At 72.0% G+C, this 23,959-nt stretch carries 19 protein-coding genes; 7 read left to right on the top strand and 12 right to left on the bottom strand.

Annotated elements, in window-relative coordinates:
* Positions 1-5: 5 nt before the first annotated feature.
* Both AB0D18_RS26935 and AB0D18_RS26940 read left to right on the top strand, forming a co-directional pair.
* Complete coding sequence (locus AB0D18_RS26935; protein ID WP_362423661.1) at positions 6-1,034, top strand: cysteine synthase family protein; 1,029 nt, start codon at positions 6-8, stop codon at positions 1,032-1,034.
* The gene (locus tag AB0D18_RS26940; RefSeq protein ID WP_362423663.1) at positions 1,031-2,101 is read left to right on the top strand and encodes an ornithine cyclodeaminase; all 1,071 of its coding nucleotides are present in this window, start codon (positions 1,031-1,033) and stop codon (positions 2,099-2,101) included. Before AB0D18_RS26935 ends, AB0D18_RS26940 begins: the two co-directional genes overlap by 4 nt.
* Positions 2,102-2,202: 101 nt before the next feature.
* Here the strand turns inward: AB0D18_RS26940 and AB0D18_RS26945 are convergent, their stop codons facing one another.
* From AB0D18_RS26945 to AB0D18_RS26955, 3 genes are all read right to left on the bottom strand, one after another.
* Positions 2,203-3,375, bottom strand: a complete 1,173-nt coding sequence (locus AB0D18_RS26945) for an acyl-CoA dehydrogenase family protein (RefSeq protein ID WP_362423666.1) — start codon at positions 3,373-3,375, stop codon at positions 2,203-2,205.
* Positions 3,372-4,511 (bottom strand): CaiB/BaiF CoA-transferase family protein, encoded by a 1,140-nt coding sequence (locus AB0D18_RS26950; RefSeq protein ID WP_362423969.1) that lies wholly within the window; start codon positions 4,509-4,511, stop codon positions 3,372-3,374. Before AB0D18_RS26950 ends, AB0D18_RS26945 begins: the two co-directional genes overlap by 4 nt.
* Before the next feature lie 191 nt (positions 4,512-4,702).
* A complete protein-coding gene (locus AB0D18_RS26955) occupies positions 4,703-4,861 on the bottom strand; it encodes a hypothetical protein (protein WP_362423668.1) in 159 nt (52 codons plus the stop codon).
* On the opposite strand from AB0D18_RS26955, the gene AB0D18_RS26960 reads away from it, so the two are divergent.
* Both AB0D18_RS26960 and AB0D18_RS26965 read left to right on the top strand, forming a co-directional pair.
* Positions 4,848-6,617 (top strand): AMP-binding protein, encoded by a 1,770-nt coding sequence (locus AB0D18_RS26960; protein ID WP_362423671.1) that lies wholly within the window; start codon positions 4,848-4,850, stop codon positions 6,615-6,617. The genes AB0D18_RS26955 and AB0D18_RS26960 overlap by 14 nt on opposite strands.
* 115 nt (positions 6,618-6,732) lie before the next feature.
* Positions 6,733-7,776, top strand: a complete 1,044-nt coding sequence (locus tag AB0D18_RS26965; RefSeq protein WP_362423674.1) for an LLM class F420-dependent oxidoreductase — start codon at positions 6,733-6,735, stop codon at positions 7,774-7,776.
* A gap of 81 nt (positions 7,777-7,857) precedes the next feature.
* On the opposite strand, the gene AB0D18_RS26970 is transcribed toward AB0D18_RS26965, so the two are convergent.
* On the bottom strand, positions 7,858-8,508 hold the full coding sequence (locus tag AB0D18_RS26970; protein ID WP_362423677.1) for a response regulator transcription factor: 651 nt from the start codon (positions 8,506-8,508) through the stop codon (positions 7,858-7,860).
* 1 nt (position 8,509) lies between these two features.
* Complete coding sequence (locus AB0D18_RS26975) at positions 8,510-9,742, bottom strand: histidine kinase (protein WP_362423680.1); 1,233 nt, start codon at positions 9,740-9,742, stop codon at positions 8,510-8,512.
* Between the two features lie 188 nt (positions 9,743-9,930).
* Between AB0D18_RS26975 and AB0D18_RS26980 the strand changes: the two genes are divergently transcribed.
* Positions 9,931-10,752 carry an ABC transporter permease gene (locus AB0D18_RS26980; RefSeq protein ID WP_362423683.1) on the top strand — a complete coding sequence of 274 codons (822 nt, stop codon included), beginning with the start codon at positions 9,931-9,933 and terminating at the stop codon, positions 10,750-10,752.
* 38 nt (positions 10,753-10,790) lie between these two features.
* Here AB0D18_RS26980 and AB0D18_RS26985 read toward each other — a convergent pair whose 3' ends face one another.
* From AB0D18_RS26985 to AB0D18_RS27005, 5 genes are all read right to left on the bottom strand, one after another.
* A complete protein-coding gene (locus AB0D18_RS26985) occupies positions 10,791-12,944 on the bottom strand; it encodes a BTAD domain-containing putative transcriptional regulator (RefSeq protein WP_362423686.1) in 2,154 nt (717 codons plus the stop codon).
* A gap of 78 nt (positions 12,945-13,022) precedes the next feature.
* Complete coding sequence (locus AB0D18_RS26990; RefSeq protein ID WP_362423689.1) at positions 13,023-13,172, bottom strand: hypothetical protein; 150 nt, start codon at positions 13,170-13,172, stop codon at positions 13,023-13,025.
* Between the two features lie 169 nt (positions 13,173-13,341).
* The gene (locus AB0D18_RS26995) at positions 13,342-16,278 is read right to left on the bottom strand and encodes a BTAD domain-containing putative transcriptional regulator (protein WP_362423692.1); all 2,937 of its coding nucleotides are present in this window, start codon (positions 16,276-16,278) and stop codon (positions 13,342-13,344) included.
* 192 nt (positions 16,279-16,470) lie between these two features.
* Entirely contained in the window at positions 16,471-18,378 is a 1,908-nt protein-coding gene (locus tag AB0D18_RS27000; RefSeq protein WP_362423694.1) for a hypothetical protein, read from the bottom strand.
* A gap of 378 nt (positions 18,379-18,756) precedes the next feature.
* Positions 18,757-19,695, bottom strand: coding sequence for an AraC family transcriptional regulator (locus AB0D18_RS27005; RefSeq protein ID WP_362423697.1), 939 nt, complete (start codon positions 19,693-19,695; stop codon positions 18,757-18,759).
* Positions 19,696-19,799: 104 nt separating this feature from the next.
* Here AB0D18_RS27005 and AB0D18_RS27010 point away from each other — a divergent pair, with 104 nt between their 5' ends.
* Both AB0D18_RS27010 and AB0D18_RS27015 read left to right on the top strand, forming a co-directional pair.
* Entirely contained in the window at positions 19,800-20,480 is a 681-nt protein-coding gene (locus tag AB0D18_RS27010; protein WP_362423700.1) for an NAD(P)H oxidoreductase, read from the top strand.
* Between the two features lie 217 nt (positions 20,481-20,697).
* Positions 20,698-21,492 (top strand): ribosome-inactivating family protein, encoded by a 795-nt coding sequence (locus AB0D18_RS27015; protein WP_362423702.1) that lies wholly within the window; start codon positions 20,698-20,700, stop codon positions 21,490-21,492.
* 112 nt (positions 21,493-21,604) lie between these two features.
* Here the strand turns inward: AB0D18_RS27015 and AB0D18_RS27020 are convergent, their stop codons facing one another.
* Together AB0D18_RS27020 and ltaE are read right to left on the bottom strand one after the other, a co-directional pair.
* Positions 21,605-22,894, bottom strand: coding sequence for an MFS transporter (locus AB0D18_RS27020; RefSeq protein WP_362423704.1), 1,290 nt, complete (start codon positions 22,892-22,894; stop codon positions 21,605-21,607).
* Entirely contained in the window at positions 22,888-23,958 is a 1,071-nt protein-coding gene (gene ltaE / locus AB0D18_RS27025; protein ID WP_362423707.1) for a low-specificity L-threonine aldolase, read from the bottom strand. The genes AB0D18_RS27020 and ltaE overlap by 7 nt, the downstream gene beginning before the upstream one ends.
* Position 23,959: the final 1 nt, after the last annotated feature.

The raw sequence follows: 23,959 nt of genomic DNA on the forward strand, positions 1-23,959 counted from the left end.
GAACCATGACGGAATCCATCACTGCCGCGCCACCCCTGGCCGCCATCGGCGACACACCCCTGCGCTCCGTCCGGGTGCCGGTCGGCAACCGGTCCGTCCGGATCTGGCTCAAACTGGAGGCCGAGAATCCGTTCGGTTCGATCAAGGCACGTACCGCCGAAGCGCTGCTGTCCGCACTGGAGATGACCGGGGCGCTGCGCCCCGGGATGCGGGTGGTCGAGTCGACCTCCGGCAATCTGGGGGTGGCCCTCGCCGGTCTCTGCGCCCGCCGCGGCTACGACTGCACGCTGATCGTCGAACCCAGCACGCCCCGCAGCAGTGTCGAACGGATGGTGGGCTTCGGGGCGGACGTCGTCACCGTGCGCGAGGTGCCGGGCGGCCGGACGCTCGCGGCGCGGCTGGAGGCCGTACAGGAGATTCTGGCGGCGGACCCGCAGGCCGTGTGGACCAATCAGTACGAGAGTGTGGCCAACCCCGGGGTCCATGAGTGGCAGACCGCCGCGGAGCTGGTGAAGGCCGCTCCCGAAGGACGGTTCGACGCCGTCGCGGTCGCCGTCTCGACGGGCGGCACGCTGGCGGGAATCTCCAGGTACTTCCGGAGCAGCCTGCCTCGGACGCAGATCGTCGCAGTGGACGCGGTGGGCTCCTGCGCGCTCGGTGGGGCGCCCGCCGACCGGCCGCTCAAACTGATGGGCTTCGGTTCCGGGCAGGTGTCCGGGTTCCTGGAACCGCACCACTGGGACCATGCCGTCCGGGTGCGGGACGCCGCCGCTGCCGCCGCCTGCACCGTGGTCCTGCGGCGCACCGGCATCTCGCTGGGGGGCAGCAGCGGCGCCGCCGTGCTCGCGGCGGTGCTCCGCGCCCTGCGGGACCCCTCCCTGCGGGAGATCGCCTGTGTCTGCCCGGACAGCGGAGAGAAGTACGCGCATCTGTACGGCACACCGGCGGTCGCCGTGCCGGATCCGGACCCGGAGGTCCGTGCGGCCCTGGCCCTGCTGAACCACCTGTACTCCGAAGAGAAGGCTCCCCGATGACCACACCACCACCCGTACCTTCCGCGCCGGTCGCCCCGCCCGCGCCCCCTTCGCCGACGATCACTTACCTAGACGGTGCCGATGTGGAGCGGCTGTGCGCGGACCTGCCGGTCGTCGACCGCGCCCACGAGACCCTGCTGGCATACGGCCGCAAGGAGGCGGGGCTCACTCCCGAGGCGGCACTGCGCTGGACCACCCGCGCGGGCGCCGCCGCCCGGAGCCTCATCCTGCCGGGCTGGTTCGGCGACAGCTACGGATGCAAGATCATCAATGCGTCGCTGGGCAATCACCTGCTGGGGCAGCCGCGCGCCGCGGGCCTGATCGTGCTCAACGACCCGGAGACCGCGCGGCCCGTCTGCATCATGGAGGGCAGCCGGATCAGCGCCCTGCGGACCGCCGGAGTCTCGCTCGCCGCCGTGCGTGCCGTCCGGGACCCGGCGGGGATCACCCGGGTGGCATTCCTCGGCTGCGGCCGGCAGGCCGAGGTCCACCGCGAGCTGCTGGCCACCGTCTGCCCAGGCGTCGAGGAGCTGTTCCTCTTCGACCAGGACGCGGCGCGGGCACACGAACTGGCCGCGGCGTGGCGCGCTTCGGAGCCCGCGACCGCGGTGACCGTGACCGGCGGCGCGCGGGAGGCGGTCGAGCGTGCCCAGCTGACCATCGCGGTGACGACCACCACCCAGCCGTACGTCGAGCTGGACTGGGTCCCCGCGGGCGGGACCTTCGTCAACGTGTCGCTGGACGACGCGGCGGAGAGCCTGCTGCTGGGCTGCGACCACCTGTTCGTCGACGACTGGGACCTGGTGCTCGACGACGACCACCGGCTGCTGGGGGCGCTGGCGCGGGCCGGCCGGATCAGCGGCCCGGGTACGCACGCCCCGGCCGGCGGCCGGGCGGTGGGCGCCGGCCTGAGCGCTCTGTTCGCCGGCGACTACGACCGGCCCGTCGGCGCGGACGAGCGGGTGGTGATCAACCCGTTCGGCATGGGCATCCAGGACATCGCGCTGGCCGCCGCGGTGCACGAGCGGGCCCTCGCGCTGGGCGTCGGCCTGCAGTTGGAGCGCTGACCCTTCTCTCCCCTTCCCTCCCCCCATGACTGAGGCCCCGCCGTCGGCGGGGCCTCAGTCATGGGGGGAGGAGGTCGGCAGCGCAGGGAAAAGGAGACAGCTCAGTAGGACTTGGGCAGCCCCAGCGTGTAGTGGGACACGAAGTTGAGGATCATCTCCCGGCTCACCGGGGCGATCCTGGGCACCCGGGAGAGCGTGAGCAGCGGGGCGAGACCGTACTCGGTGGTCAGGCCGTTGCCGCCCAGGGTGTGGATCGCCTGGTCGACTGCGCGGGCACACGCCTCGGCCGCGGCGTACTTCGCCATGTTCGCGGCCTCGCCCGCGGCCATGTCGTCGCCGTGGTCGTAGAGTTCGGCCGCCTTGCGCGTCATCAGCCGGGCCAGTTCGAGTTCGATGTGGATCCGCGCGAGCGGGTGGGCGACCGCCTGGTGCGCGCCGATCGGAGCCGACCACACCTGACGGGTCCTGGCGTAGTCGACCGCCTTGTCCAGGGCGTGCCGTCCCAGTCCCACGGCGAACGCGGCGATCATGATCCGCTCGGGGTTCAGCCCGGCGAACAGCTGTTGCAGACCGGCGTCCTCGTGGCCGACCAGCGCTTCGGCCGGCAGTCGCACGTCGTCGAGGAAGAGCTGGAACTGCCGCTCCGGGGCGTTGAGTTCCATCTCGATCTCATGGAAGACGAACCCGGGGGTGTCGCGCGGGACGACGAACAGGCACGGTTTCAGCTTGCCGCTGCGCGCGTCCGCCGTCCGGCCGACCACCATGGTGGAGTCGGCCTCGTCCACTCCTGAGACAAACACCTTGCGGCCGCTGAGCAGCCAGTCGTCGCCGTCCCTGCGTGCGGTGGTGGTCAGCCGGTGGGAGTTCGATCCGGCGTCGGGTTCCGTGATGCCGAAGGCCATCCGCGCGCTTCCGTCGGCGAGCCCCGGCAGCAGCCGCCGCTTCTGCTCCCCCGTACCGAAGCGGCTGATGACCGTCCCGCAGATCGCGGGCGACACCACGAGCATGAGCAGCGGACTGCCGGCCGCGCCGAGCTCCTCGATGACGAGGGAGAGTTCGGTGATGCCGCAGCCCCCGCCTCCGTACTCCTCGGGAAGGCTGACGCCCAGGTAGCCCAACTTGCCTGCTTCTTCCCAGAGTTGAGCTGGGGAACGCGGTTCCCGGCCGCCCTGTCCTGCTCCCCGGCCGCGGGCGAATGCGGAGACGGCCTCCCGCAGGGCCCGGTGCTCCGCGTTCTCCACGAAGGCGCCTGCCTCCCGGCTTCGGGCGCTCACCCGGCCAGCTCCGCGAGGATCTCCGCGGTGTGCTCGCCGTGCCCGGGGGCGGGGCCGCGCAGCGAGTCGAGGCCGGATCCGAACCGTACGGGGAAACGCACCTGCCGACGGGCCGGCGCCGTCGGCGACCCCGGCAGGGTGCCCACCAGGCCCCGGTCGACGACGTGCTCGTCCGCGAGGAACTCACCGGGCGTCTCGTAGACGGGGGCCCAGGGAAGGTCCAGCGGGGAGAGCGCGGCGGTCCACCAGGCCAGGTCGCGGCGCCCGAAGACGTCCGTGAGCAGAGCCCTGACCTCCTCCCGGGCCCGGGTGCGGTCGGCCCGCCGGTCGTAGCGGTCGTCGTCGAGTGCGGGAAACTCCGCGGCGAACGCCGTGCGGAAGCCCAGCCAGAACTTGTCCTCGAAACTGGCAAACGCGATCCGGTGGCCGTCGGCCAGGACGAACACGTCGTTGTCCCCCGTGACGAGCGGGCTGTCGGCCGGGACCGCCAGGCCGAGCAACGGCAGGGCGAGTGGCCCGGCCCAGCCCGCGGCCGCCTCGTGCAGCGACACGTCCAGGTGCTGGCCCTCGCCACCGGCGGCGGCCGCGCCGACCGCGACGACGACGGAGAGGGCCGCGTACATCGCGCCGGCGAGATCGGCCACCCGCACCCCGACCCGGTCGACCCTCTCCCCCGGGCGGTGGGGCACCGCGAAGAACCCGGAGAGCGCGAGGAAGTTGAGGTCGTGGCCCGGCCGGGAGGCGTAGGGGCCGCTCTGGCCGAAGCCGGTGATCGAGCACAACACCACCCGCGGGTTGACCTCCCGCAGCCGCTCGTAACCCAGCCCCATGCGGTCCAGGACGCCGGGCCGGTAGCTCTCCACGACGACGTCACTGCGCTCCACCAGCCGCAGCAGCGTCTCGCGTCCCGCCGGTTCCCGCAGGTCCAGGACGACCGACCGCTTGTTGCGGTTCAGCGCCGCGAACGTCTCGGGATCCACCAGGCGGCCGTAGTCGCCCCCGTCGGGGCTCTCCACCTTGATGACGTCGGCGCCGAGGTCGGCCATCAGGACCGTCGCGAATCCGCCGGGCAACAGGCGGGACAGATCGAGGATCCGTACTCCGCCGAGTCCGGGCCAGCCGGCCGTCGCATCCATCTGCGTCACCACTCCCCCTCCGGTCCGCCTTCCGGGTGAGGGCGGGCACAAGCGCCCGCACGCTAACGGGACTTCGGGGCGGCGCGCTGGACGGATTCTGTACGCGAGCTGCCTCCCTCGCCCGACCCCCTCCTGCGAGGGAGCACGTTCCAGCCGCCGGGGGATCCGGCGGGGCGCGATCCACGGTTGGCTCAGGGCATCACAAGGCAGCCCAGCAGCCCAGCAACGCGGCAGCCCGTCGGCGCATCTTCGAGGAGAGCTTCCATGCAGGTCAGTCCCGCACCGTCCACCTTGGAGCGCAGCACCATGGAGAGCAGCACCACGGAGAGCAGCACCATGGAGAGCAGCATTCTGGACACCGGCCGCACGGGGAGCGGTACTTCGGACACCGGCCGCACCGGAAGCGGTACTGCGGCGACCGGCCGCCCGGGAAGCAGCACTTCGCAGCGCACCGGTGACCCGCTGCTCACCCGGTCCTTCCGGCCGGCGGACACCGCCGTCCCGCTCTCCCCGCACACCGTCGGCTCCCTGCTGCGCGAGGTCGCCGCGGAACGCCCGGAGACCGTCGCGCTCAGGACCGTCCCCGACGACGGCTCCGCACCGCGCACCTGGACGTACGCGGAGCTGCTCGACGAGGCCGAGAGCATCGCCGCGGGCATCCGCGAGCGCGTCGGCCAGGGTGCCCGGGTCGCCCTGTGGGCACCGAACACCCCCCAGTGGCCGATCACCGAGTACGCGGCGGCGCTCGCCGGCGTCACCCTGGTGGCGCTCAACCCGGCCCTGCGCGCCGAGGAGTTGACGCACGCGCTGCACACCTCCGAGGCCGAGTTGCTGATCCACGCGGACCGCAGCCGCGCCTACGACATGGCCGAGGTCGTCCGTACGGTCGCGCCCGGCCTCCTGCACCTGCGGCACGTCGTGTCCCTCTCGGACTGGGACTCGCTGCGCGGCGTCGCGCCCCTGCCCTCGGCGGAGCAGATCACCGAGGCCGGTGTCCCCGCTCAGATCCAGTTCACCTCCGGCACCACCGGGGCCCCGAAGGCCGTGCTGCTGTCCCACCGGTCCGTCGTCAACGTCGCCCGGCTCACCTTCGAGGGGCTCGGTGTACGGGACGGTGCGACCGTCGTCTCGCCGCTCCCCATGTTCCACACCGCCGGCTGCGTCATCTCCTGCCTGGGACCGCTGTGGAGCAGGGGCACCTTCGTACTGCTGGAGCGCTTCGACCCCAAGGTCCTGCTGACCGAGCTGCGGCGCTCGCCCGGCGCGGTACTGACGAGCGTGCCGACGGTGCTGACGGCGCTGAACGACGTGGCACGGGTCTGTGGCGACGCACCGGCGCGGCTGTCCGCGGTGCTCACCGGGGCCGCGCCGGTGCGCCCGCAGCTCATCACGGAGACCGAGGAGCTCTTCTCCACCACGGTCTTCAACCTGTACGGGCAGACCGAGCTCGCCTCCGTAGTGACCCTGACCCGCCCCGACGACACGGCCGAGTCCAAGACGAGCACGGTCGGACGGCCGCTGCCGCACGTCGCCTGCAAGATCGTCGACCCGGACACCGGTGAGGTGCGGCCGCTCGGGGTCACCGGCGAGATCTGTGCCCGCGGCTACCAGCAGCTGCTCGGCTACTACGGAGACCCGCGGGCCACCGCGGCGAAGACCGACGCCGAGGGCTGGATCCGCACCGGCGACCTCGGCTCGATGGACGCCACCGGGGCCCTGCGCATCGAGGGCCGGCTGAGCGACCTCATCATCCGCGGCGGGGAGAACGTCGCGCCGGGTGAGATCGAGGCCTTTCTGAGCACGCTGCCCGGTGTCCGCGACGCGGTCGTCCTGGGCGTTCCCGACGCACGGTGGGGCGAGAGCATCGCCGCGGTGCTGGTACCCGCGGCCGACCGCCCGGCGGGCCCGGACGTGGACCTCCTGGTGGAGCGCTGCCGGGAGCGGCTCTCCCCGTACAAGATCCCCGTCCAGTGGTACCTGGCCGACGACCTGCCCCTGACGGCGTCCGGAAAGATCCAGAAGTTCCGGGTGCGCGAGCTGGTGGCGGAGTCCGCCCTGCGCCGCCTCGACGCGCCCGACGGCGCCGCGGGCGACCACCGCCGCTGACTCCCGGCCTCCGCCCCGCCGGCCCCACCCCTCACACATCGCCCCCTCGCACATGGGCCCCTCACACATCGGCCCTCTCAGGCAGCGGCCCCTCACACATCGGAGCACACCCGCCATGAAGATCTCCATGCAGCTCAAGTACGACACCGACATCGTCGCCGCGGCCGGTCAGGTCGCCGCACTCGAACAGGCCGGGCTCGACCTGATCTGGGTTCCCGAGGCGTACGGCTACGACGCCCCCAGCTTCATGGGCTACCTCGCCGCCCGCACCGAGCGGATCGGCATCGGATCCGGCATCCTGTCGGTCTTCAGCCGTACGCCCGCCCTGCTCGCCATGACCGCGGCCGGCGTCGACGCGCTCTCGGGCGGCCGCTGCCACCTGGGGCTCGGCTCGTCAGGACCGCAGGTCGTCGAGGGCTTCCACGGCGTGCCCTACGGTGCCCCGCTCGCCCGTACCCGCGAGACCATCGAGGTGATGCGCGCCTTCTGGCGGCGGGACAAGGCCGTCCAGTACAGCGGCCGGAGCGTGCGGCTGCCCCTGCCCGCGGGCGAGGGGAGCGGCCTCGGCATCCCCATGAAGCTGCTCACTCCGCCCGTCCGCCCCTCCGTTCCCGTGTGGGTCGCCGCACTGGGGCCCAGGAACGTCCGCATGGTCGCGGAGACCGCCGACGGCTGGCTGCCGATGTTCTTCGCTCCCGAATGGGCCGACCGCGCGTGGGGCGAGTCGCTGCGGGAGGGCGCGGCCGCCCGCGACCCGCGGCTGGGACCCCTGCAGATCTCCGCCGGCGGACTGCTCGCCATCGGTCCTGACGCCGCCCGCGCGAGGGAGCTGGCCCGGGAACAACTCGCCCTGTTCGTCGGGGGCATGGGCGCGCCGGGCCACAACTACTACTACAACCTGGTCAGCAGGTACGGCTTCGCCGAGGAGGCGGCGACCGTCCAGCGGCTCTTCCTGTCGGGCAACAGGGCCGCGGCGGCGGCCGCGATCCCGTCCGCGCTGCTGGAGGCGACCACGATCTGCGGCACGGAGAGCTATGTGAAGGACCGCGTCGACGCCTACCGCGAGGCCGGGGTCACCCACCTCCAGATCGTCCCGGTGCCCCAGGACGGTGAGAGCGAAGCCTCGGTCGTCGCCCGGCTCAGGGACCTCGTCGGGTGACCGTCCCTGACCACCTGTGACCTTCCCCGACCACCTGTGACCTTCTCTCGCTGCCGGTCGCTGCCCGGTCGCCGCCCGGCCTCAGCCGACCTCGATGAAGCCCGACTCGTACGCGATCACCACGGCCTGGGTGCGGTCCCTGGCCCCCAGCTTGGCAAGGGTGCTGCTGACGTGGGTCTTGACCGTCTGCACCCCCAGGTACAGGGCCTCCGCGATCTCCGCGTTCGACATTCCCCGCCCCATCAGGCGCAGCACCTCCGCCTCCCGTTCCGTGAACCGCACATGGGACAGCGCTCCGCCGGCGGCCTGCTTCAGCCGTCCCGCGACCAGCCCGCGGATGGCGGTGGGAAAGAGCACCGAGTCCCCCGTGGCGACCGTACGCACGGCCTGGACGATCTCGGCCGGCCGGGAACGCTTGAGCAGGAACCCCGAAGCTCCCTCCCGCAGCGCTTCGTAGACGTAGTCGTCGCGCTCGAAGGTGGTGATCACCAGGACGCGCGGCGGTTCCGGCAGGGCCGTCATCAGTTCACGCGTGGCGGTGATCCCGTCGACCCGGGGCATCCGGACGTCCATGATCACCACGTCCGGGCGCAGTTCCCGCACCTTCGCGACCACCTCGGAGCCGTCGGATGCCTCACCGACGACGGTGATTCCGGGGCTGTTGCCGAGGATGGCGGCCATCCCGGTCCGGACGAGTTCCTCGTCGTCGACGAGCAGGACGGATATGTCCATGTCAGGATCCCAGTCGTAGGGGCAGCGAGGCACTGACGGTCCAGCGTCCCGAATCGGGCCCGACGGTGGCCCGGCCGCCCAGGAGCGCGGTCCGCTCCCGCATGCTCCGCAGCCCCTTGCCGGTGCCGGAGGTCCGGCCGGCCGTTTTCACCAGCGTGTTCACCACCGAGAGTTCCAACTGGTCCTCCCTGATCTCCAGTACGACGTCCACGGCCGCACCGGGGGCGTGCTTCATGACGTTGGTCAGCGACTCCTGGAGAATGCGGTACGCCTCACGGGTGACCACGCCCGGCACCCCGTCGAAGCTCGCGGCCGTGCGGCAGTTGACGGTCACCCCCGCCGCCCGGCTCGCCTCCAGCAGCGGCCCGACGTCCGCCAGCGTGGGACGCGCCGTCCTGGCCGCGTCGTCCTCCTCCCCCTTCAGGTGGCCCAGGGTCCGCTCCAGGTCCTCCAGGGCGCGGCGGCCTGCTTCCTCGATGGCGCACAGCGCGCGGACCGCGAAGTCCCTGTCCACGTCGATCAGTTCGCGTGCGGCGCCGGCCTGGAGGACGGTCGCGGTGAGGGCGTGTCCGAGGGAGTCGTGCAGTTCGCCCGCGAACCGGTTGCGCGCCAGCAGGTCGTCCGCCCGGCGCTCGGCGGCCGCCAGCAGATCCGCCGCGGAAGGGCCCAGCAGCCTTTTGGCCAGGGCGAGTTGAAGCTCTCCCGCGTAGACGACGATGGCCACCCCGAGCAGGAGCAGGAGCGGGACGAACGCCAGGTACCAGATGTGTGCGTGGCCCCCGGGAATGTCGAGGCCCAGGATCCGGCGGGACTGCTCGACCGCGGGTGCGGTCGCCACGGTCCCGGTCACGGAGAGCAGCTGGGCGAGGAGGCTCGCGACGAGGAGTCCCCACCACGTCCGCGCGACGAGCCACACACCGGTGCGCCCGCGTTCCGCGAATCCCTTCGCGGCGGCCAGGCCGATCTCGTCCTCGTCGCCCGGCACGAGCAGGTACCGGGCCTGGATCCCCTCGGCACGCCGCACGCCCGGCAGCATCCCCAGGAGCAGCAGGAAGGGCACCGGGACCAGCGCCGCGGACAGGAGGGTCCGCGGGAGGGACGGCGAGATGCCGGGATAGACCAGCACACACACCGGCCCCACGGCCGCGCCGAGGAGCAGATGCAGTCCGCGGGTGTAGGTACGCCCCTGGGCAACGGCAGAAACAATCTTGATCAACGGCCTGAGAGCCCTCATCGGTTCCTCCCTCCCCGGAGGGAGAAGGTTCCCGCCACCGGGGGATCCGCCGCGCGCGGGGAGACGGTTGGCTCTGGGACATGAGGAACGACGCCTTGAGAAACGCCCACTTCTCGAAGAACGACAGCGTGAAGAGCGACCGCGTGAGGAACGACGGCGTGAGGAACGACGGCGTGAGGAACGAGGGCGTGAAGAGCGACAGGCAGTGCGCGGACGGTACGGGGGCCGCGCCCGCCGTGGACGTGTCCTTCCGTGCCGTTCTCCGCGCGGAGTGGGCACGCGTCCGCTCGGTTCGTCCGGTCCGCTGGGCCCTGCCCCTCTCCGCCGTCCTCCTGGTCGCCGTCGGCGCGGGCGTGTGCGCCTCGGTCGGCGCCGCCGCGTCCGGCACCGAGGACTTCGACCCGGTCCGGCTCGGCTACTACGGTCTCTGCTTCGCTCATGTCCTCGTGATCGCCTTCGCGGTCCTGGTGGCCGACAACGACTGTCCCTCCCTCGCCGGCCGGACCTCCTCGTCCTCCTCCGCGGCCCGGGAACCGGCACTCCGGGCCGGCCCGCGCTACGGCGCCCGGCTGATCACCGTGGCCGTCCTGGCGCTCGCTGCGGGAGCGGTCGCCTCGGCCGGCACCTTCTTCCTCTCGCAGTACCTGCTCGGCGCACACGGAATCTCCTTCGGCGAGGAAGGAACGGTCCGCGCGGTCGTCTCGGGCGCCCTGTACTTCCCGCTCCTGGCCGTCATGTGCACGGGCGCCGCCTCGATGCTCCGCAGCCGGCCGCTCTCCCTGGGCCTCCTGGTACCGGCGCTCTACCTCGTCTCCCCCGTCCTGTCCGTGATCCCGGGCATACGGGAACCGGCCTGGTACCTGCCGGACCGTGCCGGCCAGTACGCCCTGCGCATCCACCTGGACCCGGCGGCCCCGTACGGCCCGGTGACCGGTTCGCTGATCCTGGCGCTCTGGGCGGCCGCCGCCGCGGTGGGTGGCTGGCTCGTGCTCCGCGGACGCGACGCGTGAGCCCGGACGCGGGGACGGCGCGGCCTTCCGGCGCCGCCTCATGCCGTGCCCCGAGCGGTGTCTCGTACGGGGCCCTGTGCGGTGTCTCGTACGGTGCCCCGTGCGATGGCCGCCTCCCGCTCCCGCGCGTGGAGCCTGGTGAGCGGCAGGAAGGTGTACGCGGAGCCGGGCCGCGCCGGAGCCTCCAGCAGCTGCCGGTCGACCAGCTGTTCCAGCTGCTCCTCGGCGTCCCGGGTACCGCAGTGCAGGACCGCGGCCGCCTCACGCACGGTGAAGCCGCTGGTGACGTCCCGCGCCAGGGCGTGCAGTGTCTCCCGCAGGGCCGGCGCCAGGCCGTCGTGGCCCGCTCCCAGCCGGTCGCGAACGGTGAGGTCGCCGGCCACCAGCTCGTCCAGCGTCCGGCTCTCGTCGGCCAGCCGGTCGGCGAGCTGCGCGAGCGTCCAGTGCGGCCGCGCCGCCAGCCGCATGCCCAGGATCCGTACGGCCAGGGGAATTCCGCCGCACAGTCCGGCGACGGTCTCGGCCGCCTCGCGTTCGGGGAGCACCCGGGACTCGCCCGCGATCCGTACGAGCAGCGAGAGGGACTGGTCGGCGGTGAACGGCTCCACCCTGAAGTGCTGTGCTCCCTCCAGCCCGAGGAGCGGTGCACGGCTGTTGAGCAGCGCGGCGCCACCCGGGCCCGACGGCAGCAGCGGCCGGACAGCGCGCTCGCCTGCCGCGTCGTCGACGACCACCAGGACCTTGCGGCCCGCCACCAGCTGCTGGTACCGGAGCCCGGCCTCCGCCGGGTCGTCGGGGAGTTCCGCGGACGGTACGCCCAGCGCCCGCAGGAAGCCGTGCAGCAGGTCGCGGACCTCCGACGCGCTGCCCGTACGCATCCTGGCGTACAGCATCCCGTCGGGGAAGTGCCGGGCGACGGAGGCGGCGACATGGGTGGTCAGTACGCTCTTGCCCACTCCGGCGGGTCCGTGCAGCGCGGCGATCGGGGCCGCGCCGAACACGGCCTGCGGGCCCTGCCCGGTCAGGTACTGCCTGACCTGGTAGTGCTCGGCTCTGCCGACGAAGTCCCCTACGCTCTGCGGAAGTTCGACGGGGTGGCTGCCGTCGGCGGGGGCGAGCGCCCGGCTGGCGACCGGCACCCGGCCTTCGCGGGCGTCGTCCCGCAGCACGGCCAGCTGGGCGCCGCGCAGTTCGTCCCCCGGCCCGATGCCGCTCTCCTCGCGCAGGCGGCGGTCGACGGCGGCGAACAGCGCGAGGGCCTCGGCCCGCCGCCCCGATCCTGCGAGCGCGGTGACGAGGCGGGCGTGCAGCGCCTCGTGCAGCGGCTCGTGCAGCGCGAGGGGGCCCAGCTGGACGAGCACCTCCTCGCACTGCTCCCCGGCGAGCGTGAGATCGGCGAACCGGAGGGCGGCGGCGACCCGCCGCCGCGCCCACTCGGCTGCCGCAGGGTGCTCCTGGAGCGCCGCCGGCATTCCTTCCAGCAGCCGTCCCCGCCACAACCGCAACGAGTCGCCCAGCAGGACGCGTTCGGCCACGGGGTCGTTGCCGGCGTGGGCGCGCTGCGCCTCGCGGGTGAGGCGGCCGAACTCCGTGAGGTCGAGCAGGCTCTCGTCGTCGATCCGGAGCGTGTAGGCGGCGCCTCGCCGCACGACGGCCGTCCCGTTCCCGTTCCCGTTCCCGTCCGGAGTCCGGTGCGCCTCCAGCAGCAGCCGGATGCGCGAGACATAGGTGTGGATCAACTGCCCGAAGGTGTCGGGGGGTTCCTCGCCCCACAGCACCTCGATGATCTCTTCCCGCTCGACCGCCGCATTGGCCCGGAGCGCCAACAGGCCCAGCAGGTACTGCTGTTTGGGCGTGCCCGCGGCCACGGCCGCCGTTCCCCGGGACACCGAGAACCGGCCCAGGATGCGCAGGACCAGCGGGTCGTTCTCCCGGTACGCGCCGCCTCCGCCGCCCGCCGCCTCTGCCACCTGCGCGACCAGCGCCGGGTCGTGCAGCGCCTCGGCAAGCCTGTGCAGCGAGCCCGACCGGGGGGCGAGAACCCGGCCCCGCTCGATCTCGCGCAGCGTGCGCAGACCGATGCCGGACCTTTCGGCAAGGTCGCGCTGGCTCACCCCGCACCGTGTCCGCGCGCTGCGGACCATTTCCGCGACGTCCGGCTGTCTCGGCGCGGACGAACTGCCACCCATCATGAACTCCCCCCCGGTTTCAGACCTGTTGTGGCACGGCGGGCCGCCGGAAGCCTCCGGTGACGGACCGCTCCGGCTCGTTCAGCCCCTGCTGTTCCACTCCAGCGGAACGACCTCGGGCGGGGGGTCTCCGGCGACATCGCCGGCGAGGACGTTCATCGGCACGGCGGCCGGTTCGCACTCCAGGGCCGCAGCGGTAAGGGGCAGGGCGAGCGCTGCGACGAGGAGCAAGGGACGCAGAGCAAGGGATCTGACGGTTCGCATCGTAAGTTCTGCCGTTCACTCGTCGTACTTGCTGTCGAGTGCGACACTTCCAAGCTCCCCTCTACGCCACATAGACGCTGGATATGCGCCCTGACCTGCGAAAACAGCGCACTTTCCGAGCGTGTATATGAAGCCCTCACGCCATCGATTCGACCGAGGCGACCAGCGCCGCCGCATGGTCGGCGTCGGGCAGCCCCAGCCGGGCGAACAGCGTGTACGCCTGGCTCGCCCGGACCAGCGATTCCTCGCCCTTCCCCAGATCGGCCAGCGCCCGCGCCAGGACGAGCAGCGACAGCCCCTGGTCGCGCTCGGCCCCGCGCAGTTCGCTGAGGTCCAGGGCGCGGCCGGCCTCCCGTACCGCCTCGGCGTGGCGGCCCGTGACCCGCAGCGTCTCCGCGAGCCGGAACCGGGCCTGCGCCTCCTGGCCGCGGATCTGCCGGGTCTCGCAGATGTCCACGCACCGCTGGTAACCCGAGACCGCCTCGGCGTACCGCCCCAGCTCGTGCAGGGCCATCGCCCGCACGTACAGCGCGTAGGAGACACCGTGCTGGTCCCCGACCGCGTGCAGTGCGTCGAGTGCGCTCTCGCAGGCGAGCAGTGCTTCTTCGGCCCGGCCGGTACGGAGTCTGGCCTGTGCGGCGTTCAGCGAACTCACGAGTTCACCGGACAACTGGCCGAGGCGGCGCGCCAGTTCGACGGCCTGGTCGTAGGAGCGGGCCGCGGTCTCGTACCGGTGCAGGAGCTGCGCGATCAGCCCCTGGTCGTTGAGGGTCTGGCGGAGGATGACCAGGTCTCCGGCCCGCTCGCACGCCTGCGCCGCACGGTGGGTGAGCGTCGCGGCCGCCTCCAGCTGCGCGTTCTGCAGGGCGGCGTTGCCGCACACGAAGAGGGCCCGGCCCGCGGCGTGGTCGTCGCCGCGCCGTGCGGCGGTCTCGGCCAACTGCGCTGCGGCCGTTGCGAGTTCCGCGTACGGGATGTCCTTGCCGAACGGAGTGAGAGCCACCAGCACGTCCGCGGCCACCCGCAGGATCCGGGTGCCTGCGGCGGCGGGGCTCTGGGCCGCCAGCGTCACCGCGTTGGTGAGGCACTCGAATTCGGCCGTCACCCAGGCCCTGGCCTGGACGAGGTCGGCGAAGACCGGCCCCGGTCCGGGGCCGACCGTGAGGAACGCCTCGGCCGGATCGCCCGGCACCATGAGCTGGAAGGCCGCACGGGCCCCGGCCAGCAGGTGGTCCAGGAGCGGGGCCAGGGCGGGAGGACCGCTCTCGGAGCCGCCTTCGCCCGGGGTTGCCTGGAGCTGGAGGGCGTACGCCCGGACCAGGTCGTGGTAGCGGTAGCGGCCCGGCTGCGGGGCCTCCAGCAGCGCGGCGTCCACCAGCGACTCCAGCAGGTCCTCCGCGGCGTACTCGTCGAGGCCGAGGGCCGCGGCGGCCGCTTCGAGCCCGATGCCGAGGCGGGCGACGAGGGCGAGCAGCCGGAAGGCGTGCGCCTGGTCGTCGGGCAGCTGGTGGTAGCCGAGTTCGAAGACGGCGGCCATCGCCATGTCTCCGGCGCGCAGCTCGCCGATGCGGCGCCGCTCGTCGGTGAGGCGGCGGGTCATGGTCGCGATCTGCCAGTGCGGCCTGGCGGCGAGCCGGGCGGCCACGATCCGTACGGCCAGGGGCAAGTGGCCGCAGGCGGTGACCAGTTCGACGGCCGATTCGGGTTCGGCGGCGACCCGGCCGACGCCGACGATCGCCGCGAGCAGGCCGGTGGCCTCCGCTGTGCCGAAGGCGTCCAGGGCCACCGCGGCGGGGGTCGGAATGCCCACCGCCCGGGTGCGGCTGGTGACGATCACACCGCAGTCGGCGGAGCCCGGCAGCAAGGGCCTGACCTGGGCGGTGTCCCTGGCGTCGTCCAGCAGGAGCAGCATCCGCCGGCCGTCGAGCATGGTGCGGAACAGCCGTGCGCGGTCCTCGGTGGTGGAGGGCAGTGCGTGGACGGTCACACCCAGCGCGCACAGCAGGCTGCCGAGGACCGTCCCGGGGTCGGCGGGGTCCAGTCCGCTGCCGCGCAGGTCGGCGTGGAGCTGTCCGTCCGGGTAGCTCGTTTTGACCTTGTGGGCGACCCGCAGCGCCAGCGTGGTCTTGCCGATACCTCCCATGCCACTGACCAGGGCCACCGGAAGCGAGGCGCGCGCCGGATCGGTGAGTGCCCGGCACAGGTCCTCCACGTGCCCGGCGCGTCCGATGAAGTCGGAGGTGTCCGCGGGGAGTTGGGCGGGCCGGGCGAGCGCGGTGGCCGGATCGTCGGCCGGGGCGGGCTCGGCGTCCTCGGGTACCGGAACCTGCGCACTCGGTGACCTTGGGACCACCGCACGCTCTTGGGGCGGCGGGCTGAGCCGGGGGTCACCGTCGAGTATCTGCTGGTGCAGCAGGGAGAGTTCGGCGCCGGGGTCGATGCCCAGTTCCTCGGCCAGGACCTGACGGGCCCGGGTGAAGACGGCGAGGGCGTCCGCCTGACGGCCGCCGGCCACCAGTGCCCGCATCAGAAAGCCGTAGGGTCTCTCCCGCAGCGGCTGTTCGTGCGTATAGACCGTCAGATCCGGGACGAGGACCGAGTACCGGCCCGCACGCAGGTCGCATTCGAAGAGTTCCTCCAGCAGACCGAGCCGCAACTCCTCGCACCTGACCCGGTATTGCTGTGCGAACGGTCCCGGGATGCCGGCCAGCGGGGCGCCCTGCCAGAGCTGCACGGCCTCGGTCAGCAGCCGGCCGCACGCGTCGTCGTCGCCCTGAGCACGGGCCCGCGCGGCGTCCGCCGCCAGCCGCTCCGCACGGTGGATGTCGACGGCGAGCGGCGGGATCACCAGGCGGTACCCGTCGCGCTGCGAGACGAGCAACTCGGGTGTACCGGCGTGCACTTCCAGGGCGTGCCGCAACCGCCAGACATAGGTGCGCAGGCTCGCGATGGCCGAGTTGGGCGGCTCTTCCCCCCAGACGGAAGCAATGAGTTCGTGCGTGGCGATCACCCGGTCGGGCCGGAGCACCATGGCCACGAGCAGGGCCTGCTGCTGCGGGGATCCCAACGCCACAGCAAGACCGTCACGGTGTGCGCGTACCGCTCCTAGCACGCTGAATTGAACGCTTCCCCCCACGAACCCCGACTCCCCGTTCAACGATCGCCCCCCAGGATCGAATCTGCACGATACATGGGCGCAGCGTGAGCGTCCTGTGACTTCCCGGTCACGCGCACTGGCCGAAAATCGCCGATCGGATTGCGTGTGTCACTCCTCGATCAGCACCACCTGGACGACGAACGGCAAGGTCTCCACGACCTGCGGGTCGTGATCCAGCAGTACCGCGACGGGAGTTCGGCCCGAGGCCTGCAACGCCTCGACAAACCGCGCCCGGCCGGGCGTCGTACCAGCACCGGCGGGCCGGGAGAGCTGTTCCTCCTGCTGCGGCCCGACCCCCGCGACGGTGCCCGCACGGGACCGGCGGGCGGCCAGGGCGCGCTCCGCCGCGTTCCGTACGGCCTCGGCCGGGGTGACACCGCTCGCGAGGACCGTGTTCTGGCCGGATCTGAGCGCACAGGCCGGCACGCCCAGCAGTGCGGAAAGATCGTGGGCGACCGGGTCACCCAGCAGATGGAGGGGCCCCAGGACATCGGTGAGTCCGGCGGTCTCCGCGGCTTCGTGGATCGGAAGGACGAGCCGGGGAACGCGCGTGCCTGGCTCGGCGAGCCTTCGCGCCAGCAGGTCGTCACAGTGCTGGGCCAGTCCGGCTTCCAGCGCATGCGCCCAGGTCAGCCCGGCGGCCGCGCCCACCGGGGGCCGGAAGGGTGCGCCGGCGTCGGCCGTCGGGGCGGGGTGGGCGTCCCGTACGGGAACCCGGCGCAGGCCTCCCGTGACGAGGTCGAGCCCCCAGGGGTCGGCGGCTCCTTCGGCGAGCGCGCAGGCGACGAGGGCGGCGTAGGACGCAAGAGCGGCGAGGAGTGCCGCCAGGTGCGCCGTCTCGCGCGCGCGGCCGTGTCCCGTCACGATGAGGGCGGGTGTTCCGGCAGGACGCACCGCGAACGGATCGGCCACGCCCATTTCGTACTCCCAGAGGGAATAGGGCCCCACTTCGACCGCGCTCGCCTCCCCCGCCCGCACCGGCCCGGTCCACGGATCGACCACGGAGGCGGTCCCCTCCTGCAGCGCGCCCTCGTCGACGCCGGCTCCGCCGAGCCGCCCCAGGAAGGCCGACCTGGCTTCGGCTTCGCTGACCGCCTTCGTGGCGGGGACGGCGGGGGCGGCGGGAGCGGCGGGGACGCCCGGGACGGCGGAGAAGGGCCGGTAGGGGTGCCGGCTCGTCATCCGCGTCCGCAGATCGGTTCGCAGCAGGTACGGGCTGCCGTGGGTCCCCGAGGTCGTGGCGACACCGGTCGTGGTGGCACTGGCCGTGGTGACACCCATCGTGGTCGCACCGGTCGTGGCGACACCGGTCGCGGTCGCACACCGCAGCCACGCGCGGAGCAGCTGGTGGGTGACGAGGTCCGGCGGCACGTCGTGCGGGTTCTGCCGGCTCTGGGGCCCGGCCGGCGAGTTGCCCCGAAGCCTGCGCCAGCCGGAGGCGGCAGCCGTGCGGTGGGCGGGCCCCACCGGGCCGGCCCACAACTCCTCTTCATTGAAAAGGACTTGCCCGAGAAGTACTTCTGCCTCCGCGCACCGGTCGGCCGTCGCGATGAGTTCCGCGACCGAACGGGATGCCTGCAGCACGATGTCCGTTGTGGTCAGCGCCCCGTCGTCGTCCGCCAGGCGTACCCGCTGCTCATCGTCCCGGCGGGAGCGCTCGACGAGCCCGGAGAGGACGGCTGCGTCCGGGGCGTCCGACGGGTTCGAGTGGCCGACCAGGAGGTCGCGGCAGCCGGTCCGAAGGGCTCCGCCCACCAGGTCCGAGAGGGCGGAGCCGGCACCCACGAGCAGCAGCCGGCCGTCCCGGTAGCGCTGGAAGCACCGTTCGGCGGCGCCTGTGGACGCGAGCGCTTCGATCTCGGCTGCGTACTCGCGCCGGACGTCGGCGGTCAGGTGCCCACCTGCCTCGGGCCCGAGCCACCCCGGCACGAGGTAGGCGTTCCGGGCCTCGTCCTCGGCCTCCGCCGACAGCCGCGCGTCGTGCGCCCAGAAGTCACCATTCGCCCATCGACGCACGTGCCGACCCCTGCTCCTGTAGTCATGCTTCTGAAGGCTCAGCGAGCCTCCCGTGCCCATGAAAGAAGGAGGAGATAGTCGGCCGATCGACGTCCGGTATGGGAGCGCCTCTACGTGCCCACCGATGCTGCTTGCCCGGAGGAGTTCCCGAGGGGTGCCGTCGCGCTGTTTCGCGCGGGCGGCGCCAACCTTCGTACGTACGCGGCTGTAGCCGCAGAGCTCGGGATCACCGGGGAGACACTGCGCACGCGGGTCCGCAAGGACGCCGCACCGGTGTCGTTCTGCATCCGGCGGGTCGCTCAGGGGCCCCACTGCTGTGCGCCCGCGCGTACAAATACGGCGGATTCGCTCCGCTCGGCCCGATCGCCGGAGCGGAGCTCAGGCCGCCGCGGCGCGGAACGTACGGGGGCTCAGGCCCTTGTGGCGTTTGAACGCCGCGCTGAAGCCGAAAGCGTCGGCATAGCCCACGGACCTGCCGATCTGGGCGATGCTGAGGTCCGTGTCGGTCAACAGCGTCTCGGCCTCGTCCATACGGCATTCCGTGAGGTAGGCGAGGGGCGGGCGGCCCATCAACTCGGTGAAGCGCCGGGCGAAAAGCGCTCGGGAGACGCCGGCTCGGCCGGCCAGCGAAGCCACTGTCCAGGCGTCGGCGGGCCGGTCGTGGAAGGCCTGCAGGGCGGGGGCGAGAACTCCGTCGGCCATGCCCCGGTACCAGCTCGGCGCGTCGGCGCCGGCCTGGTCGAACCAGCTGCGCAACGTGCACACCAGGGCCCAGTCGAGAAGCCGGTCCATCAACGCCTGGGAACCGGCAGAGAGTTGGGCGGCGTCGGCGGCGGCCTGCTCCAGCCAGGCACAGACCTCTACGTCCTCCGTGACCACCAGGACGGGCGGCAGGGCACGCAGAAGCCGCTCGTGGCGGTGGCCCGAGGCGCGGTAGGCGCCCACGATCAGCGCGGTCGCCTCCTCCGAGTCGGTACCCCACCGGATACCGCTGAGTTCCTGGGCGGTGCACTCGGCGTCCGTGGTGAAGCAGGCGATCTCGTACGCGACATGGGAGCGGTGGACGGTGGCGGGACGGTCCGCGAGGTGGAACGGTGCAGGGCCGCGCACGAGGGCCGTGTCACCCACGCCGACCGCTCGCTCGGTGCCGTCGGGCAGCAGCAGGGTGCCCCCGCCGCGCAGCACGCTGATCATGATGAGGGGTGCGTCGTCGGCGAAGCGGATGGTCCAGGGCGCTGTCAGTACGGCGTGACTGACGACCGAGCCCTCGGCCCGGATGCCACTCAGTAGCGAACTCAAAGGATCCACGGAACGCATCGTAGACGATCTCCTATGTTCCGTAGCGTTTCTCCCATGGATCATCTACGTCACCGCGGCTGTACTGGATCCATCGAACCGACCGAGACCAGCCGGGAGACACCGTGACACAGCACGACAGCCATGCCAGGACAGCCCTCGTCGTCGTCGCACACCACCGCACCGATTCCCTCACCGCGCACACGGCCCGCCGTGCCGCCGCCCGGCTCGAAGCCGCCGGGTACCGCATCGACCTGCTCGACCTGCACGCAGAGGGGTTCGACCCGGGGATGAACACGTCGGACGAGCCGGACTGGGGCAACAGGGACAAGGTGTACTCGGACGAGGTGCAGGCCCATATGCAGCGCATCCTCGACGCCGATGTCGTCGTCGCCGTCTTCCCGGTCTACTGGCAGAGCGTGCCCGCCCTGCTCAAGGGCTGGATCGACCGCGTATGGAACTACGGGTTCGCCTACGGCCGCAGCAAGCCCCGCCTCGCCGGCAAGCGCATGCTGTGGCTGGGCCTGGCCGGCGCCACTGCCGAGGATCCCCTCGTGGAGGGGATGCAGACCGTCCTCGAAACCAACCTGAACGACGGCATCGCCTCCTACTGCGGCTTCTCCCGGTCCACCGTCGGCCTGCTCACCGACGCGGAGGAGCGCCCGCAGCATGTCGACGCCGAGGGCAACCTCCTGGTCGGCGAAGCGGTCGCGGGCGCCGAACGAGAGGCACAGTACGCCGACTTCGACCGGCGTACGGAAGAGTTCGTGGCAGGGTTCGTCGCCGAGGAACTCCTCGCGGCCTGACCGGCGGCGCGTTAGTCAAACGCACGTGGAACGTTAGGACTTGCATCGATGATAGGCATCCGACAGCTCTATCCGAAAGGTGCATCGAATGACATGGAGACACGGGCAGATGAGGCGCAGAGTCGCGGTGTGGATTTGTGCGGTGCTGACCGTCTGCGGCCTCACTCAGGTCACCTCGTCGCCTGCCGCTCACGCCACTCCCACGGGTCCTTTCACCATGTTCCAGTGGAACATTTCAGGGCTTGAAAGCTCCCCGAACCCGGTTGCCGCGGGCAGCTATGACCAGATGGTTCACCGGCTCCGCGACATATCGGGGAAGAAGGTCGTCGACGGTGTGGGAACCACGACGACGACGAAGAATCAGTTCATCGCCGTCGAGGTGTGGAAGGGGTCCACGCACGACTTGACGCTGTACTTCTCGGCGCATGATCTTTACATGGTCGGGTTCACGTCGAAGGGCTACAACTACCGCTTCAACGAGTCCACTTCGACGCAGCTCGAGTCCGTGGTGCAGACCCACTACCCCAGTAATGGCGGCCGCGGGTTCACCACCCTCGGCTACACCGGGCAGTACGGCGATCTGAAGGCGAGTCAGTCCTGGCGGGGCCACAAGGACCAGAACTTCCAGGGGGCCACGCTGAACGGCCACCTCGCCGCACTGGCCGGTCTCGGAAGCTCCAAGCCCAGTTCCGACAAGTACGGGAAGCACATGGCGAAGATTATCGGAGCCACTTCGGAAGCGGTGCGTTTCGGATGGATTCAGAACCGGATATCCAACACCATCAGGGGCGGCTCGGAGAACGGCTTTGACTACATCGGGTCATTCGGAGCCGCTCTGGAGCAGGAATGGGGCAAACTTTCCGTGCTGGCCAACGACCTCCTGAAGAACGGGTCCGGGGAGGAGGTCGAGGTCGACGGTTCCACTTATTACAGCCTCAACGACTTCCGTTACGGACCTACCAATTCCCCCGAGCGCAGGCTCTCCGTACTGTGGGCAAAAGGCAGAAGCTGAATTGTTTCTGGGCGGGCGCGGGTAAAGCGCAGCTCCGCTGCCGCTGAGAACGGCCGGCACAAGGAGGTCGAGCGTTCCCGGTGACCGTGCCGGACGCAGGGGGCGGGGCGGATCACGACCATGGTCGGTCGGCTCCCCCCGCCCTACACCCGAAGTCCCGCATCCCGCGCAGCGGCGAGCCCACGACCCACAGCGCCGCCAGGGACGTGCCGGCAGCCGCGATCCACAACGTCGGCCGGATGCCGACGAGTTCGCCGAGCCCGCCGCCGAGGAGTGCTCCCAGGGTCAGCGCGCCGAAACCGAGGAAGCGGACGGTCGCGTTGACCCGGGCCAGCATGGCCTCGGGGCAGATCACCTGTCGGTAGCTCACCTGGGCGACGTTGTAGACGACGGTGCCGAAGCCGGTGATGAACAGGCCGGCCAGGGCCGGGGCGAGCAGCACCCCCCTGCCCGCGAGCGGGACGAGCAGCAGGGAGGGGAACGTCGCCAGCGGTACCAGCCACACCGCCCGCGCCTGCCCCAGCCGCCGTACGACCCGGTGGGCGCACACCGCGCCCACCAGGCCGCCCATGCCCAGGACGCCCAGGACGGCGCCGACCGCGGCGTCCGTGAGGGCGAGCGTGGAGGTCAGGAAGAGCACCTGCACCGCACTGAGTACGCCGTTGAAGAAGTTGGCGGTGGCGGTGCAGGCCGTGATCGCCCGCAGGGTGCGGGTGCGTGCCGTGTACCGCAGGCCCTCGCGGATCTCGGTGAGCAGGGGGACGCGGGGGCTGTCGGCCGGGGCCGGCGGGTCCGGGTCGCGTATGCGGCGCAGCAGCAGCGCGGCCGTGAGGTAGCCGAGGGCGGTGCCGAGCACGGGGTAGGCGGGTCCGGCCAGTTGGACCAGGGTGCCGCCCGCCCCGGGTCCGGTGATCTGGGCCAGGGACTGGCTGGACTGGAGGCGGGCGTTGCCTTCGAGGAGCTGGTCGCGGCCGACCAGGACGGGCAGGTGGGACTGGTAGGCGACGTCGAAGAGGACCGCGCAGACGCTGCACAGCAGGGCGACGACGATCATCTGCGGCGCGGTCAGCAGGCCGTACCACCAGGCCACCGGAACGGTGCAGAGCAGGAGTGCTCTCACGGTGTTGGCGTGCCTCATCAGGCGCCGCTGGCGTACGCGGGAGACCCACACCCCGGCGGGCAGGCCGATCAGGAGGTAGCCGGCCGTCTCGGCGGCGCTGAGCAGGCCCATCTCGAAGGGGGTGGCCGCCAGTGTCGTGGCGGCCACCAGCGGGAGGATGGTGTTGCCGATGTACGTACCGAACTGGCTGACGGAGTCGGCGGCCCAGAACAGCCGGAACGCCCGGTGGTGCCAGAGGGACGGGGGTGGTGGCGTGCGGGCCTCGGTCGTTCTGCTCACCATGCGGGGATGGGTGCGGCGGCCAGGACCGCAGCGAGGGTCTCGACGGCCCGGTCGATGTCGTCGGCCGTCACACCGGAGTGGGTGACCGCGCGGAGCCGGCCGGGGCCCAGTTCCGCGAGGTGCACGCCGCGGGACCTGGCTCCTTCGATGAGGGACTCGGTGGTGTGTCGGGTGGCGTCGGTGTCCACGGTGAAGAAGACCATGTTCGTACGCGGGGGCTCCGGGTCGAGCCGCAGTCCTGACACGCCCGCCAGGCCCTCGGCCAGCCGGGCGGCGTGGGCGTGGTCGGTGGCCAGGCGGTCGTCCATCTCCTCCAGGGCGACGATGCCGCAGGCGGCGATGATGCCGGCCTGCCGCATGCCGCCGCCCAGCATCTTGCGGTAGCGGCGTGCGGTGGCGATGGACGCCTCGTCACCGGCGAGCACCGATCCGATCGGGGCGGACAGGCCCTTGGACAGGCAGAACTGGACCGTGTCCGCCGGGGCGGCCAGGGTGGCGGCCGGCACGCCGAGCGCGAGGGCGGCGTTGAAGATGCGGGCGCCGTCCAGGTGGAAGGCGACCTTGTGCTCGCGGGCGAGGGCTCCGGCGGCCGCCAGATAGTCGGGGGAAAGGGGGATGCCGCCGCGGCGGTTGTGCGGCGTCTCCAGGCTCAGTACGGCGGGCAGCGCGAACTGCGGGTCGTCCGCGTCGACCGTGCAGGCCGCGGCGACCGCGTCCAGGGGCAGGGTCCCGTCCTCGGCCGCGCTGACGGGCTCGTAGACGATGCCACCCACGACGGAGGCGCCGCCCGCCTCGTACACGTAGATGTCGGACTCGGCGCCGACGACGGCCTTGCCGCCGCGCGGGCTGTGGGTGAGCAGCGCCGTCAGGTTCGCCATGGTGCCGCTGGGCATCAGGACCGCGGCGGGCTTGCCCAGCATCTTGGCCGCCGTCTCCTCCAGCTGGGTGACGGTCGGGTCCTCGCCGTAGACGTCGTCGCCGAGCGGAGCCTCGGCGGCGGCGCGGAGCATGCGGGGGGTGGGCAGGGTGAAGGTGTCGCTGCGCAGTTCGATGACGTGGTTCACG

Origin of the sequence: Streptomyces sp. NPDC048442, assembly GCF_040651475.1 — a bacterium.
In the GTDB taxonomy this organism is placed as follows: Bacteria; Actinomycetota; Actinomycetes; order Streptomycetales; family Streptomycetaceae; genus Streptomyces.